Annotated in this window: 14 protein-coding genes; 11 read left to right on the forward strand and 3 right to left on the reverse strand. The window is 61.8% G+C overall.

Annotated elements, in window-relative coordinates; genetic code table 11:
- Nucleotides 1–123 precede the first annotated feature (123 nt).
- The 7 genes from rimP (at nucleotide 124) to EV674_RS09405 (ending at nucleotide 9,653) form a co-directional block, all read left to right on the forward strand.
- Nucleotides 124–714 carry a ribosome maturation factor RimP gene (gene rimP / locus EV674_RS09375; RefSeq protein ID WP_119014237.1) on the forward strand — a complete coding sequence of 197 codons (591 nt, stop codon included), beginning with the start codon at nucleotides 124–126 and terminating at the stop codon, nucleotides 712–714.
- Between the two features lie 81 nt (nucleotides 715–795).
- Nucleotides 796–2,280 carry a transcription termination factor NusA gene (gene nusA, locus EV674_RS09380; protein ID WP_119014238.1) on the forward strand — a complete coding sequence of 495 codons (1,485 nt, stop codon included), beginning with the start codon at nucleotides 796–798 and terminating at the stop codon, nucleotides 2,278–2,280.
- A 24-nt stretch (nucleotides 2,281–2,304) separates the two neighbouring features.
- Nucleotides 2,305–5,181: a translation initiation factor IF-2 gene (infB, locus tag EV674_RS09385; RefSeq protein WP_119014239.1), complete on the forward strand. Its 2,877-nt coding sequence runs from the start codon at nucleotides 2,305–2,307 to the stop codon at nucleotides 5,179–5,181.
- A 3-nt stretch (nucleotides 5,182–5,184) separates the two neighbouring features.
- On the forward strand, nucleotides 5,185–5,556 hold the full coding sequence (gene rbfA / locus EV674_RS09390; RefSeq protein WP_119014240.1) for a 30S ribosome-binding factor RbfA: 372 nt from the start codon (nucleotides 5,185–5,187) through the stop codon (nucleotides 5,554–5,556).
- A 3-nt stretch (nucleotides 5,557–5,559) separates the two neighbouring features.
- Nucleotides 5,560–6,552 (forward strand): tRNA pseudouridine(55) synthase TruB, encoded by a 993-nt coding sequence (gene truB, locus EV674_RS09395; protein ID WP_119014241.1) that lies wholly within the window; start codon nucleotides 5,560–5,562, stop codon nucleotides 6,550–6,552.
- Nucleotides 6,549–8,369: a translational GTPase TypA gene (typA, locus tag EV674_RS09400; RefSeq protein WP_119014242.1), complete on the forward strand. Its 1,821-nt coding sequence runs from the start codon at nucleotides 6,549–6,551 to the stop codon at nucleotides 8,367–8,369. The genes truB and typA overlap by 4 nt, the downstream gene beginning before the upstream one ends.
- A gap of 192 nt (nucleotides 8,370–8,561) precedes the next feature.
- Nucleotides 8,562–9,653, forward strand: coding sequence for an enoyl-CoA hydratase/isomerase family protein (locus EV674_RS09405; RefSeq protein ID WP_119014243.1), 1,092 nt, complete (start codon nucleotides 8,562–8,564; stop codon nucleotides 9,651–9,653).
- Between the two features lie 69 nt (nucleotides 9,654–9,722).
- On the opposite strand, the gene EV674_RS09410 is transcribed toward EV674_RS09405, so the two are convergent.
- Nucleotides 9,723–10,091 (reverse strand): COG4315 family predicted lipoprotein, encoded by a 369-nt coding sequence (locus EV674_RS09410; protein ID WP_119014244.1) that lies wholly within the window; start codon nucleotides 10,089–10,091, stop codon nucleotides 9,723–9,725.
- A gap of 78 nt (nucleotides 10,092–10,169) precedes the next feature.
- The gene (gene smpB, locus EV674_RS09415; RefSeq protein WP_119014245.1) at nucleotides 10,170–10,643 is read right to left on the reverse strand and encodes an SsrA-binding protein SmpB; all 474 of its coding nucleotides are present in this window, start codon (nucleotides 10,641–10,643) and stop codon (nucleotides 10,170–10,172) included.
- Between the two features lie 137 nt (nucleotides 10,644–10,780).
- Between smpB and EV674_RS09420 the strand changes: the two genes are divergently transcribed.
- Both EV674_RS09420 and EV674_RS09425 read left to right on the forward strand, forming a co-directional pair.
- Entirely contained in the window at nucleotides 10,781–11,221 is a 441-nt protein-coding gene (locus EV674_RS09420) for a type II toxin-antitoxin system RatA family toxin (RefSeq protein ID WP_119014246.1), read from the forward strand.
- On the forward strand, nucleotides 11,214–11,567 hold the full coding sequence (locus EV674_RS09425; RefSeq protein WP_119014247.1) for an RnfH family protein: 354 nt from the start codon (nucleotides 11,214–11,216) through the stop codon (nucleotides 11,565–11,567). Before EV674_RS09420 ends, EV674_RS09425 begins: the two co-directional genes overlap by 8 nt.
- 13 nt (nucleotides 11,568–11,580) lie before the next feature.
- On the opposite strand, the gene EV674_RS09430 is transcribed toward EV674_RS09425, so the two are convergent.
- On the reverse strand, nucleotides 11,581–12,108 hold the full coding sequence (locus EV674_RS09430) for a DUF4124 domain-containing protein (RefSeq protein ID WP_119014248.1): 528 nt from the start codon (nucleotides 12,106–12,108) through the stop codon (nucleotides 11,581–11,583).
- A gap of 77 nt (nucleotides 12,109–12,185) precedes the next feature.
- On the opposite strand from EV674_RS09430, the gene guaB reads away from it, so the two are divergent.
- Together guaB and guaA are read left to right on the forward strand one after the other, a co-directional pair.
- Entirely contained in the window at nucleotides 12,186–13,661 is a 1,476-nt protein-coding gene (guaB, locus tag EV674_RS09435) for an IMP dehydrogenase (RefSeq protein WP_119014270.1), read from the forward strand.
- Between the two features lie 69 nt (nucleotides 13,662–13,730).
- Nucleotides 13,731–15,350, forward strand: a complete 1,620-nt coding sequence (guaA, locus tag EV674_RS09440; protein WP_119014249.1) for a glutamine-hydrolyzing GMP synthase — start codon at nucleotides 13,731–13,733, stop codon at nucleotides 15,348–15,350.
- The last annotated feature ends 37 nt before the right edge of the window (nucleotides 15,351–15,387 follow it).

Consider the following 15,387-nt stretch of genomic DNA (forward strand, 5'->3'; position numbering starts at 1 on the left):
TACGCGCCTCACGACCAAACGGGCGGGTACCAACCGCCCGTTTTTTTTGGTCGTTTGCTTTTGGAGCTCGAAGCCTCTGGGGGTTATCGGGTTTTTTGTTTTTCCGGGATTGAATCAAAGCACGTGGCATTGCAGCAAATAGTCGAACAAACGGTGGCGGGTCTGGGCTACGATCTGGTGGAGATTGAACGCTCTGCGGGTGGCCTGCTGCGCATCACCATTGATTGGCCCTGGGAGGCGCCGGTGCCCGGCGTGCCCGCTTTGCCAGACCAGTTCGTGACGGTGGAAGATTGCGAAAAAGTCACGCGCCAGCTGCAATTTGCACTGGAAGTCGATGGCGTTGAATACAAGCGTCTGGAGGTCTCCTCCCCCGGTATCGACCGTCCGCTGCGCAACGAGCAGGACTTTCTGCGCTTTGCCGGAGAGGTGATTGACATTACCCTCAAAAATCCTATGGGCGCTGCCGCCGCAGGTCAGGTCAGCGCCAATCGCAAAAAGTTTCGTGGCACGCTGGAGCGTACGGATGCCGGTGGCTGGCAAATCGTCTGGAGCGATGAGCCCGCGCCCAAGCCAGGGCAGCGGATCAGCAAAAAACGCGTGCCCGCGCCCTTGCAGGCCCTGGGATTCACACTGGACGAGCTGCGCGATGCGCGCTTGGCGCCTTTGGTGGATTTCAAAGGGCGCAGTGCAGGGGGTAATCCCACGCAAGGCTGATGGGCTAGTGGTGGTATGGGTGGCGCGGGCCGGGGTTGCCGGGCTGTTGGATGCAGGTGAAGGAAACAGGAGAGTCGTCGCATGAATCGCGAATTATTGATGTTGGTTGAGGCCATTTCGCGCGAAAAAAACGTCGAGCGCGATGTGGTGCTCGGTGCCGTGGAATTGGCGCTGGCCCAGGCCACCAAAAAGCTGTATGAAGGCGATGTGGATATTCGCGTGGCGGTGGACCGCGACAGCGGCCACTACGAAACCTTCCGCCGCTGGCTGGTGGTGCCTGACGATGCCGGGCTGCAAAACCCCGAAGCTGAAGAGCTGCTCATGGATGCCCAAGAGCGCGTGCCCGGCATTGCTGTGGGCGAATACATCGAAGAAGCCATTGAGTCGGTGCCGATTGGCCGCATCGGCGCCATGGCAGCCAAGCAGGTTATCTTGCAAAAAATTCGCGACGCTGAGCGCGAGATGCTGCTCAACGACTTCATGTCGCGTGGCGAGAAAATCTTCACCGGCACCGTCAAGCGCATGGACAAGGGCGATTTGATCGTCGAGTCTGGCCGCGTGGAAGGCCGCCTGCGCCGCAGCGAAATGATCCCCAAAGAGAACCTGCGCAGTGGTGACCGTGTGCGCGCCATGATCATGGAAGTGGATCTGACGCTGCGCGGCGCACCCATTGTGCTGTCGCGCTCGGCGCCGGAGTTCATGGTGGAACTGTTCCGCCATGAAGTGCCTGAAATTGAACAAGGCCTGCTCGAAATCAAGAGCTGCGCTCGCGACCCTGGCAGCCGTGCCAAGATTGCAGTGCTCTCGCACGACCGCCGTGTCGATCCTATCGGTACCTGCGTGGGCGTGCGCGGTACGCGTGTCAACGCTGTCACCAACGAGCTCGCTGGCGAGCGCGTGGACATCGTACTGTGGTCGGAAGACCCGGCACAGTTTGTGATTGGTGCCCTGGCGCCGGCCAACGTGCAGTCCATCGTCGTCGATGAAGAAAAGCACGCCATGGATGTGGTGGTTGACGAGGAAAACCTCGCCATCGCCATTGGCCGTGGCGGCCAGAACGTGCGCCTGGCCTCTGACCTGACAGGTTGGAAAATCAACATCATGGATGCTGCCGAATCGGCGCAAAAACAGGCCAACGAGACCGATACGGCCCGTCGCCTGTTCATGGAAAAACTCGATGTGGACCAGGAAATGGCCGACATCCTCATTGCCGAAGGCTTTGAGAGTCTGGAAGAAGTGGCCTACGTGCCGCTGCAAGAGATGCTCGACATCGAGAGTTTTGACGAAGACACCGTGAACGAACTGCGGGCGCGGGCCAAGGATGCCATGCTGACCATGGAGATCGCACGCGAAGAAAGCGTGGAAAGCGTGTCGCAAGAGTTGCGTGACCTGGAAGGTTTGACCCCCGAGCTGATTGCCAAGCTGGCTGAGGGTGGCATCCATACACGCGACGACCTGGCCGATTTGGCCATCGATGAACTGACCGATCTGACCGGCCAGTCCGAAGAAGAAGCCAAAGCCTTGATTTTGAAGGCACGCGAACATTGGTTCGCGGGGCAAGAGTAAAGGTCAGGGAGGCACGAACCACATATGTCCAGTACCACTGTCGCCGAGTTTGCTAGCGAACTCAAAAAATCCCCCGAAACCCTGCTTGAGCAACTCAAGTCGGCCGGTGTTTCCAAGGCAGCGCCCTCCGATGCGCTGACCGAATCTGACAAGCAAAAACTGCTTGCCCACTTGCAGGCCAGCCACGGCGTGGCCGCAGCAGACCGCAAGAAGATCACGCTGGTCACTCGTTCGACCAGCGAGATCAAACAAGCCGATGCCTCGGGCAAGGCACGCACCATCCAGGTGGAAGTGCGCAAGAAACGCACTTTCATCAAGCGCGAGGAGGGCGCGGAAGCCCCTGCTGAGGATGCGGCCCCTGAAGCGGCGGCACCACAGGCAGCCCCTGCGCAGGCAGAAAACCCTGAACTGGTGCGTCGCGAGGAAGAAGCACGCCGCCAGGCAGAGCTGATCCGCCGCCAGGAAACCGAGTTGGCAGAAAAGCGCCGCGAGCGCGAAATCCGCGAGCAGCGTGAGCGTGAAGCTGCTGAGCGCGCCGCTGCCTACGCTGCCCAGGAAGCAGAAAAGAAGGCCCAAGCCTCTGCTGTGAAGCAGGAAGCCTCCCGCGAGCAAGCGGCCGAGGCCGCTGCGCGTGCCGCTGCCCAGGCCGAAGCGCGTGCCAAAGCCGAGGCTGAATCCCGTGCCCGTGCACAAGAGGAAGCGGCCCGTGCCAACGACCTCGGCGAGCGCCGTCGCAAGGCCGAGGCCGAGGCCGCTGCCATTCGCTCCATGATGTCTGCGCCTGCCAAAGTGCTGGTGGCCAAGAAGCCCGAAGAGCCCAAACCAGCGCCCAAGCCCGCCGCCGATGCCAAGAAGGGCACCTTGCACAAACCCGCTGTTGCTCCTGGCGCTTCTGCGCGTCCCGGCAGCGCGCCAGCAGCACCAGCCGCTGGTGCAGGTAAGGAAGTCAAATCCGCCAAGCTCTCGTCCAGCTGGGCTGGCGATGCTGCCAAGAAAAAAGAAATCAAGACCCGGGGCGACAGCACCGGTGGTGCAGGCCGTGGTGGCTGGCGCGGTGGTCCCAAGGGCGGCAGTGGCCGCCGTGGTAACGACCGCAATGACCGTGGTGGCGATCACCATGGCCACGCCGCACCCGTTGAGGCACGCATCATTGAAGTGCATGTGCCCGAAACCATCACCGTGGCCGAACTGGCGCACAAGATGTCGATCAAGGCGTCTGAAGTCATCAAGGCGCTGATGAAGATGGGCCAGATGGTCACCATCAACCAGCCGTTGGACCAAGACACCGCGATGATCATCGTGGAAGAGATGGGCCACAAGGCTGTGGTGGCGGCGCTGGACGATCCAGAAGCGTTCACGCAAGACGACGCAGCGCAGCAAGATGCTCCACTGATGCCGCGCGCTCCGGTGGTGACCGTGATGGGCCACGTGGACCACGGCAAAACCTCGCTGCTGGACTACATCCGCCGCACCAAGGTGGCGACGGGCGAAGCCGGTGGCATTACCCAGCATATTGGCGCTTACCACGTCGAAACCCCGCGCGGCATGGTGTCGTTCCTTGATACCCCGGGTCACGAGGCTTTCACGGCCATGCGTGCCCGTGGTGCCCAGGCCACCGACATCGTGATTCTGGTGGTGGCAGCCGACGATGGCGTCATGCCCCAGACCAAGGAAGCCATCAAGCACGCCAAGGCGGCCGGTGTTCCTATCGTGGTGGCCATCACCAAGTCCGACAAGCCCGATGCCAACCCCGACCGCGTCAAGCAAGAGCTGGTGGTGGAAGAGGTGGTGCCTGAGGAGTACGGTGGCGAGTCGCCTTTCGTGCCCGTGTCTTCCAAGACCGGCATGGGTATCGACGAGTTGCTGGAACAGGTGCTGCTGCAGGCAGAAGTGCTTGAACTCAAGGCCCCGGTCGAATCCATGGCCAAGGGCCTGGTCATCGAAGCCAAACTCGACAAGGGCCGTGGTCCGGTCGCTACGGTGCTGGTGCAATCGGGCACGCTCAAGGTGGGCGATGTGGTGCTGGCTGGCCAGACCTTTGGCCGCGTGCGTGCCATGCTGGACGAAAACGGCAAGACGGCCAAGACCGCAGGCCCTTCCATTCCCGTCGAAATCCAGGGCCTGACCGAAGTGCCCCAGGCGGGCGATGAGTTCATGGTGCTGTCCGACGAGCGCCGTGCGCGCGAAATCGCAACCTACCGCGCTGGCAAGTTCCGCAACACCAAGCTGGCCAAGCAACAAGCGGCCAAGCTGGAAAACATGTTTGCCGACATGACGGCGGGCGAAGTGAAAATGCTGCCCATCATCGTCAAGGCCGACGTGCAGGGTTCGCAAGAAGCGCTGTCGCAGTCGCTGCTCAAGCTCTCGACCGACGAGGTCAAGGTGCAGCTGGTGTATACGGGTGTGGGTGGCATCAGCGAGTCCGACATCAACCTGGCGATCGCCTCCAAGGCCATCGTCATCGGCTTCAACGTGCGGGCTGACGCCGGTGCGCGCAAGCTGGCCGAGAGCAATGGCGTCGATCTGCACTACTACAGCATCATTTACGACGCTGTGGATGAGCTGAAAGTGGCCATGTCCGGCATGCTGGCCCCCGAGCAGCGCGAAGAGATTCTCGGCACCGCCGAAATCCGCACGGTGTTCGTGGCTTCCAAGATCGGTACGGTGGCGGGCTCCTACATCACCTCCGGGATGGTGCACCGCAACGCCAAGTTCCGCCTGCTGCGCGACAACGTGGTGGTGTACACGGGCGACATCGACTCGCTCAAGCGCCTCAAGGACGATGTGCGCGAGGTCAAGGAAGGCTTCGAGTGCGGTATCAAGCTCAAGAACTACAACGACATCAAAGAAGGTGATCAGCTGGAGTTCTTCGAGATCAAGGAAATCGCGCGGACGCTGTAAGCCATGGCTGCCAAAAAGTCCACGACCCCCAACCGCGCCTTCAAGGTGTCTGACCAGATCCAGCGCGATCTGTCGGAGCTGATCGCGCGCGAGTTGAAAGACCCGCGCGTGGGCATGGTGACGCTGCAAGGCGTGGAGGTCACACCCGACTACGCCCATGCCAAGGTGTTCTTCAGCCTGCTGACGGGGGACCCGCAGCAGACGCAGGACGCCTTGAACCAAGCCGCAGGCTTTCTGCGCAACGGCCTGTTCAAGCGCCTGCACATCCACACCGTGCCCACGCTGCACTTTGTCTACGACCGCACCACCGAGCGGGCTGCTGACATGAACGCCTTGATTGCCAAGGCGGTTTCTTCCCGCGCCAAAGAGGATTGAGGCATGAACGCGCCACGCACGAGGGTGCAGCGGCGCCCTGTGCATGGGGTGTTGCTGCTCGACAAGCCGCTGGGTTTCTCCAGCAACGATGCCTTGCAAAAGGCCAAGTGGCTGCTGCGCGCTGAAAAAGCGGGCCATACCGGCACGCTGGATCCACTGGCCACGGGCGTGTTGCCCCTGTGCTTTGGTGCGGCCACCAAGTTCAGCCAGTTGCAGCTCGATGCCCCCAAAACCTACGAAGCCATCGCCCGCCTGGGCGTGACCACGACCACCGGCGATGCCGAAGGCGAAGTGCTGCGTGAATGCGCCGTTACCGCCGATATGCTCACGCCCGAGCGCCTGGCGCAGGTGCAGCAGCAATTTACCGGCGCCATTCGCCAGGTGCCGCCGATGTACAGCGCTTTGAAAAAAGACGGCAAGGCGCTGTACGAATATGCCCGCGCGGGAGTGGAAGTCGAACGTGCTGCGCGGGATATTCAGATTTATCAGTTAAATGTGGCTCCAGCCCTTACAGGGCAAGCGCAGCCAGCTATCAAAATCATAGTTACATGCAGCAAAGGCACGTATATCCGCACGCTCGGCGAAGACATCGGAGCGGCACTCGGGTGTGGCGCCCACCTGACCTTTTTGCGCCGCATTGACACCGGTGGCCTGGGAATTGACCGCTGCGTCACCCTGGCCGATCTGGAGGCCATGGACGAGGCCCAGCGCCTGGCCTGCCTGCAGCCACCCGAGGCGCTGCTGGCCGATCATCTGCACGTCACATTGGGCGCCGAAGATGCAGCGCGCTTTCTGTCGGGCGTGCGCCGCCGGGGCGCCTGGCCCGACGCCAAGGCTGTGGCCGTGTTTGGACAATCGCCGCGTGCGCTGCTGGGCGTGGCCCATGTGGCCGCTGGCGAGCTGATTCCCGACCGGCTGCTCAGTCCCCTTGAAATTCAACAAATCCTGCAAAGTCAGCCGGGCGCATCCGCCGCCGGCATTTTGGAAACACCATGAGCACACAAATTCGCAATATCGCCATCATCGCCCACGTGGACCACGGCAAAACCACCATGGTGGACCAGCTGCTGCGCCAGTCCGGCACCTTCGCCGAGCACGAAAAAGTGGTCGATACCGTGATGGACAACAACGCCATCGAACGCGAGCGCGGCATCACCATCCTGGCCAAGAACTGCGCCGTGAGCTGGGAAGGCACGCACATCAACATCCTCGACACGCCCGGCCACGCGGACTTTGGCGGTGAAGTCGAGCGCGCCCTGTCCATGGTGGACGGTGTGGTGCTGCTGATCGACGCGCAAGAAGGCCCCATGCCGCAAACGCGCTTTGTGACCAAGAAGGCGCTGGCCCTGGGCCTCAAGCCCATCGTTGTCGTGAACAAAGTGGACAAGCCCGGTGCGCGCCCCGACTACGTGGTCAACGCCGCGTTTGATCTGTTCGACAAGCTGGGCGCTACCGACGAGCAGCTCGATTTCCCCGTGGTCTACGCCTCGGGCATCAACGGCTGGTCGGCGCTGGAAGAGGGCGAGCCCGGTGAACAGTGGGGCCCCGATATGTCGGCCCTGTTCAACACCATCCTGAAGCACGTGCCCACGCAAAAGGGCGACCCGACTGCTCCGCTGCAAGTGCAGATTTCTGCGCTGGACTTTTCCACCTTCGTGGGCCGCATCGGCGTGGGCCGCGTCAGCCAGGGCACCATCAAGCCCAACATGGATGTGCTGGTGATGGAAGGCCCTGACGGCAAGAGCTACAAAGGCCGCATTAACCAGGTGCTGACCTTCCAGGGCCTGGACCGCGTGCAGGTCGCGGAAGCGGGCCCCGGTGAAATCGTGCTGGTCAACGGCATTGCCGACCTGGGCATTGGCGTGACCCTCACTGACATCGCCAGCCCCGCGCCGCTGCCCATGCTCAAGGTGGACGAGCCCACGCTGACCATGAACTTCTGCGTCAACACCAGCCCGCTGGCGGGCCGCGAAGGCAAGTTCGTGACCAGCCGCCAGATCTGGGACCGCCTGCAAAAAGAACTGCAACGCAACGTGGCCCTGCGCGTCAAGGAAACCGACGAAGACGGCATTTTTGAAGTCTCGGGCCGGGGCGAACTGCACTTGACCATCTTGCTGGAAGAAATGCGCCGCGAAGGCTATGAGCTGGCCGTGTCCAAGCCGCGCGTGGTGTTCAAGGACATTGACGGCGTCAAGCACGAGCCTATCGAGCTGGTCACTGCCGACATCGAAGAAGGCCACCAGGGCGGCGTGATGCAGGCGCTGGGCGAGCGCAAGGGCGAGCTGGTCAACATGGAACCCGATGGCCGTGGCCGTGTGCGCCTGGAGTACCGCATTCCGGCCCGTGGCCTGATTGGCTTTACCAATGAATTTTTGAACCTGACACGTGGTTCGGGCCTGATCAGCAACATCTTTGACAGCTACGAGCCGCACAAGGGCGACATCGGTGGCCGCAAGAACGGTGTGCTCATCTCCATGGACGAAGGCGAAATCTTCACCTACGCCCTGGGCAAGCTCGACGACCGGGGTCGCATGTTCGTCAAGGCCAACGATCCGGTGTACGAAGGCATGATCGTCGGCATCCACAGCCGCGACAACGACCTGGTGGTCAACGCCACGCGCACCAAGCAGCTGACCAACTTCCGCGTTTCGGGCAAGGAAGACGCGATCAAGATCACGCCTCCGATCGATCTGACGCTGGAATACGGCGTGGAATTCATCGAGGACGACGAGCTGGTCGAAATCACGCCCAAGTCGATTCGCCTGCGCAAGCGCCACCTGAAAGAAAGCGACCGCAAGCGCGCTGGCCGTTGATTTGTGGCCTCTGCCCGGCACCTGGTGCCGGCGCATACGGAACAAGCCACCGCTGCTGCGGTGGCTTTTTTTGGGCGGTGCAGCGTCAGGGCGGCATACCGTCACCTATTCCAACCCCGATGGCGCAATCGGTGCTGCGCCATATCGGACAATGTGCGCTTTTTGTTGCCAATCAACCAGAAGGGAAAAGCAATGACGGAGACAGTGTCTGAGGTGTTGAGTGAAGTGCGCGGCCAGGTGGGCTTGATTACGTTGAACCGGCCCCGCGCGCTCAATGCGCTCTCGCTGGGCATGGTGCGTGATCTGATGGCCGTGTTGCTGGCCTGGAAAGATGACGACAAGGTGTTGGCGGTGGCCATTCGTGGCAGCAACAAGGAAGGCCCGTTTGGCGCCTTCTGCGCGGGCGGCGACATCCGCTTTCTGCACCAGGCCGGTAGCGTGGGCAACCCCGAGATTGAGGACTTCTTTACCGAGGAATATGCCCTCAACCACCTGATCCACAGCTACCCCAAGCCGTACATCGCCTTCATGGATGGCATCGTCATGGGCGGCGGCATGGGCATCAGCCAGGGGGCGGCGCTGCGCATCGTCACCGAGCGCACCAAGATGGCCATGCCCGAGACGGCGATTGGCCTGTTCCCCGACGTGGGCGGGGGCTACTTTTTGAGCCGCTGCCCGGGCCGCACGGGCGAGTGGCTGGCCCTGACCGGCGAGACCATCGGTGCTGGAGATGCCATCGCCTTGAATCTGGCCGATGGCTTTTTGGCCGCTGACCAGCAAGCCCGTGTCTGGGAGGCGCTGGGTGCGCAATCGTTTGCCGATAGCGCGGCCATCAAGGTGTTTGTTGCTTCTCAATTGATAGCTGCTAGCGCCCATCTGGCAAGCGCTAGAGCCGAAATTGACCAATATTTTGCGCTGGACAGCGTGCCTGCCATCGTCGCCGCGCTGGAGGCCGCTGACAGCGACTGGGCCCGGGCTACCGCCGCCCTGCTGCGCAAGCGCTCGCCGCTGATGCTGCATGTGGTGCTGGAGCAGGTGCGCCGCGCCCGGGCCATGGACTTGGCCGATGACCTGCGCATGGAGCGCGACCTGGTGCGCCACTGCTTTTACCTGCGCCCCGGCCAGAGCGAAACGCTGGAAGGCATCCGTGCGCTGGCCGTGGACAAAGACCACACCCCCCGCTGGAACCCTGAGCGCATCGAGGACGTATCGCCGCAGCTGGTGCAATCGTTCTTTGCCAGCCCTTGGCCTGCGCACGCCCACCCGCTGGCCGCGCTGCGCTGAAAAAGCGCTCTGGCGGTATCGACTGAACCGGCCACAGGGCGGCGCACCGCCCGGTGGCCGGTGCGCACTTCAGGGTTTGGCGACGTGCCAGACCTGGTTGATGCCATCGCCCAGCATGTCGCCGGGCTTGGTGTCCTTGGCCCAGTAATAAAGCGGTTTGCCTTTATAGGCCAGTTGCTGCGTGCCGTCGTCGCGGGCGACCAGGCTGTAGTCGCTGGCCGCAGGTGCAGCGCTGGCGCTGAGGGGCGGCCAGTTGACAGCACAAGGGCCATTGCAGGCAGATTTGCCGCTGCCCGCTGTGTCGCGGTCAAAGGTGTACAGCGTCATGCCATTGGGCCCGGTGAGCACGCCGTTGACGACCTGTAGCGGTTGGGCATGCAGCATGGCGCCACAGCCTGCCAGTGCAACGCCGACGATCAGAGAAGACAGGGTTTTCATGGAGCACCTCATAAAGAAATTGCACACATGGCGGAGCTGCCACTATGCGCCTTTATGGATACTTTTGCTGGCTAAAAATCAGCGGCTGCGGTTTTTCATGGCGCGCTCGACTTCGCGCTTGCCTTCGCGGTCTTTGATGGTGTCGCGCTTGTCGTGTTCGGCCTTGCCCTTGGCCAGGGCGATCTCACATTTCACGCGGCCATCTTTCCAGTGCAGGTTCAAGGGCACCAGCGTGTAGCCTTTTTGCTCTACCTTGATGATCAGCCGTTTGATTTCTTCTTTGTGCAACAGCAGCTTTTTGGTGCGCACGGAATCGGGGTTGACGTGGGTGGAGGCGGTTTTGAGTGGGTTGATCTGGCAGCCGATCAGGTACAGCTCGCCATCGCGCACCACCACGTAGCCATCGGTCAGTTGCACTTTGCCTTCGCGCAGGGCCTTGACCTCCCAGCCTTCCAGCACCATGCCGGCCTCGTAGCGTTCTTCAAAGAAATAGTTGTATGCCGCTTTTTTGTTGTCGGCAATGCGGGAGGAGGTTTGGGGTTTCTTGGCCATCGGAAATAGATGCGGCGCCAACCGGGAGATAAAAGGCCTCCCTACAATTGCAGCTGTCGCGCGTTCGCGATTCTAGTTTCGTTCAGCCGCCATGGCTGCTTTGCCTGGCGCAGCCACATCGCTTCGCGCACCTCCCCATGAAAAACGTCAGCAAGTCCGTATTGATCTGGTATAGCCCCGAAGAAATGTTTTCCCTGGTGACCGGGGTGGAGCAGTACCCGCAGTTTCTGCCCTGGTGTGATCGTGCCCGCGTGTTGGAACAAGACGGTCTGGGCATGCTGGCCGAGGTGGGCATTGCGCTGAGCGGTATCCGCCAGACTTTTGTCACCCGCAATGTCCATGAGCAGGGGCGGCGGGTGCGTATGCAGTTGGTGAAGGGGCCGTTTTCACGGTTGGACGGCGACTGGCACTTTCACACAGTCGGTGATGGCACCCAGCGCGCCTCCCGGGTGGAGTTGCAGCTCAATTACGGCTTTGCCAATGCCGCGCTGGCCGCGCTGGTGGGGCCGGTGTTTGACCGCATTGCCGCCACCATGGTCGATGCCTTTGTCAAGCGTGCCGAGCAAGTGTATGGATAACGCGGCCCCTGGAGCAGTGCTGCACGTGGTGGTGGCTGCATCGCCACAAGCAGGTCAGGTGCTGGAGCAATTGTTGCGCCTGCCTCTGGGGGCTACGGTGGCTGATGCCGTACAGGCCAGCGGTTGGGCGCCTGGCGGAGTGCCATCGCCGCAGTGGGTCGCGTGCGGTGTCTGGGGGAGGGTGGTGGCCCCGCAGCAGCAACTGCGCGACCAAGACCGGGTGGAGCTGTACCGGCCTTTGAGTGTGGATCCCAAAGTAGCCCGGCGCGAACGCTTTGCACGCCAGGGTGCACGTGCCGCAGGTTTGTTTGCGCGCCAGCGTGCGATCGTTCCCCGCAGTGATTGAGGGGTGTGGCCGCTCAGCGCTTGCAGTCTGCGTTGATGATGTCCTGAATGCGCCGTAGCTCTGCGGCGCGGGCGGCGTCGTCCAGAAATACGCGCTCGCCCTGGGCATTGGTTTGCCGGATGGGTGTTCCTGACTCGAACGTGGCCTGGGCGTTGCGCGCACGTGTGCAGTTGTCTGCCCGTTGCTTGGCGATTTTGTCTTCTTCGGCTTTTTGCTTGGCCGCTTCTGCCGCCTCTGCGCGGGCTTTTCTTTCTTCCAGCTCTTTGTCTTTGGCGGTGGCGCGTGGTGTGCTGGCTGCAGCAGTGGGCGCAGCAGTGGGTGCGTTGGCGTTTGCTGGGGTCTCTGCGGCGGGCGTTGGGCTGCTCGGGGGTTTGCCGTGGTAGCCGGGCTGCTTCAGGATGTTTTTCTCTGGCACGTCATGCGGCGGTGCACGGTCACTGAAGACCTTGCGGCCATCCTTGTCTACCCACTGCCATTGGGCCCAGGCAAGCGATGGCAGGGCACATACCAAAGCCAGCAAAAGGGTGTGGTGCTTTTTCATCGCCGCGAGTGTAGCTGCGTGGTTTGCCGCAGGCAAAGGTGTGGCGGCAGGTACAATCGTTTTTTTGGAGCTTTCTCATGCGCCTTCTTGGAAAAGCACTCACCTTCGACGATGTGTTGTTGGTGCCAGCGTTCTCCCAGGTCCTTCCCAAGGACACGTCCCTTGCGACCCGTTTTTCTCGCAACATCCAACTGAATCTGCCCCTGGTGTCTGCTGCCATGGACACCGTCACTGAGGCGCGCCTGGCCATTGCCATCGCCCAAGAGGGCGGTATCGGTATCGTGCACAAAAACCTCACGGCACAAGAACAGGCGGCCCAGGTGGCCCGCGTCAAACGCTACGAGTCCGGTGTGGTGCGCGATCCGGTGGTCATCACCCCCGAGCACACCGTGTTGCAGGTGCTGCAACTGTCCGAACAACTGGGCATTTCTGGTTTTCCGGTGTGCGACGGTGGCAAGGTGGTCGGTATCGTCACCGGGCGCGATTTGCGCTTTGAAACCCGCTACGACGTCAAGGTTCACCAGATCATGACGCCCCGCGAAAAGCTCATCACCGTCAATGAAAAAGAGGGTACCTCACCCGCTGCTGCCAAGGCCCTGCTGAACAAGCACAAGCTGGAGCGCATCCTGGTGGTTAACGATGCCTTTGAGCTCAAGGGCCTGATTACCGTCAAAGACATCACCAAGCAGACCAGCTTCCCCAACGCCGCCCGCGACGCCTCGGGTTGCCTGCGCGTGGGCGCTGCTGTGGGTGTAGGTGAAGGCACTGAAGAGCGCGTAGAGGCACTGGTCAAGGCCGGTGTCGATGCCATCGTGGTCGATACCGCCCACGGCCACAGCAAAGGCGTGATCGAGCGCGTGCGCTGGGTCAAGAAAAACTACCCGCAGATTGATGTGGTGGGCGGCAACATCGCCACGGGTGCAGCGGCGCTGGCGCTGGTCGAGGCCGGTGCCGATGCTGTCAAGGTGGGCATTGGCCCCGGTTCCATCTGCACTACGCGCATCGTGGCGGGCGTAGGTGTGCCGCAAATCATGGCCATTGACAGCGTGGCCACGGCCCTGCAAGGCACGGGCGTGCCGTTGATTGCCGACGGTGGCGTGCGCTACAGCGGCGACATTGCCAAGGCGTTGGCCGCCGGTGCCAGCACCATCATGATGGGTGGCATGTTTGCGGGCACCGAAGAGGCGCCCGGTGAAGTGATCCTCTTCCAGGGCCGTTCTTACAAGAGCTACCGTGGCATGGGCAGCATTGGCGCCATGCAGCAAGGCAGCGCTGACCGCTACTTCCAGGAATCGAGCACCGGCAACCCGAACGCCGACAAGCTGGTGCCCGAAGGGATTGAAGGCCGCGTGCCTTACAAGGGCTCCATGGTTTCCATCGTGTACCAGATGGCTGGTGGTGTGCGCGCTGCCATGGGTTACTGCGGCTGTGCCACCATCCAGGAGATGAACGAGAAGGCTGAGTTCGTCGAAATCACCACCGCCGGTATCCGTGAGTCGCACGTTCACGACGTGCAAATCACCAAAGAAGCGCCCAACTACCGCGCCGACTGATCGTTTTTTTGTGCCCCCACAGGCCCGAACCCACGCAGCGCGGTGTTCGGGCTTTTTCTTTTTACTGCCATGCAACACTCCAAAATCCTCATCCTCGACTTTGGCTCCCAGGTCACGCAACTGATTGCCCGCCGGGTGCGCGAAGCCCATGTGTTTTGCGAAGTCCACCCCTGCGATGTGTCTGATGACTGGGTGCGCGCCTATGCCCAGGATGGCACGCTCAAGGGCGTGATTCTGTCTGGCAGCCATGCCAGCGTGTATGAGGAAACCACCGACCGCGCCCCGCAAGCCGTATTCGAGCTGGGTGTGCCGGTGCTGGGCATTTGCTATGGCATGCAAACCATGGCGCAGCAGCTGGGTGGCAAGGTCGAAGGCGGGCACACCCGCGAGTTTGGCTACGCCGAAGTGCGCGCCCATGGCCACACCGCGTTGCTCAAAGACATTGCCGACTTCACTACGCCCGAGGGGCACGGCATGCTCAAGGTCTGGATGAGCCACGGCGACAAAGTCACCGAGCTGCCCCCCGGCTTCAAGCTGATGGCCAGCACACCCAGCTGTCCCATCGCCGGTATGGCCGACGAGGCGCGCCACTACTACGCCGTGCAGTTCCACCCCGAAGTCACGCACACTGTGCAGGGCCAGGCGCTGTTGAACCGTTTTGTGCTCGATATTTGCCAGGCCCGCCCCGACTGGATCATGGGTGACTACATCGCCGAAGCCGTGGCCAAAATCCGTGAGCAAGTCGGTGATGAAGAGGTCATTCTGGGTCTGTCGGGCGGCGTCGATTCGTCTGTGGCCGCAGCACTGATCCACCGCGCTATTGGCGACCAGCTTACCTGCGTGTTTGTCGATCACGGCCTGTTGCGCCTGAACGAAGGCGACATGGTGATGGAGATGTTTGCTGGCAAGCTGCACGCCAAGGTCATCCGCGTGGATGCCAGTGACCTGTTCCTGGGCAAACTGGCCGGGGTCAGCGAGCCTGAGGCCAAGCGCAAAATCATCGGCGGCCTGTTTGTCGATGTGTTCAAGGCCGAGGCTGCCAAGCTCAAGGCCGGTGGTGCAGGCCACAAGGGCGCCACCTTCCTGGCGCAAGGCACGATTTACCCCGATGTGATCGAGTCGGGCGGTGCCAAGAGCAAAAAAGCCGTCACCATCAAGAGCCACCACAACGTCGGCGGCCTGCCCGAGCAACTGGGCCTCAAATTGCTGGAGCCGCTGCGCGAATTGTTCAAGGACGAAGTGCGCGAACTGGGCGTAGCGCTGGGATTGCCGCATGCCATGGTGTACCGCCACCCCTTCCCCGGCCCCGGCCTGGGCGTGCGCATCCTGGGTGAGGTCAAGAAGGAATACGCCGACCTGCTGCGCCGCGCCGACGCCATCTTTATCGAAGAGCTGCACAACTTCACCGACGCAGCCACCGGCAAAACCTGGTACGACCTCACCAGCCAGGCGTTCACGGTGTTTTTGCCCGTGAAAAGCGTGGGTGTGATGGGCGATGGTCGCACCTACGACTACGTGGTGGCCCTGCGCGCCGTGCAAACCTCTGACTTCATGACCGCCGACTGGGCCGAGCTGCCTTACGCGCTCTTGAAAAAAGTCTCGGGTCGCATCATCAATGAAGTGCGTGGCATCAACCGCGTGACTTACGACGTCAGCTCCAAGCCGCCAGCGACCATCGAGTGGGAATGATCCCGCCCCGCCACCGCCCGTAACGGGCCGGTGCCAG

This window comes from Simplicispira metamorpha (assembly GCF_004341365.1).
GTDB lineage: Bacteria > Pseudomonadota > Gammaproteobacteria > Burkholderiales > Burkholderiaceae_C > Simplicispira > Simplicispira metamorpha.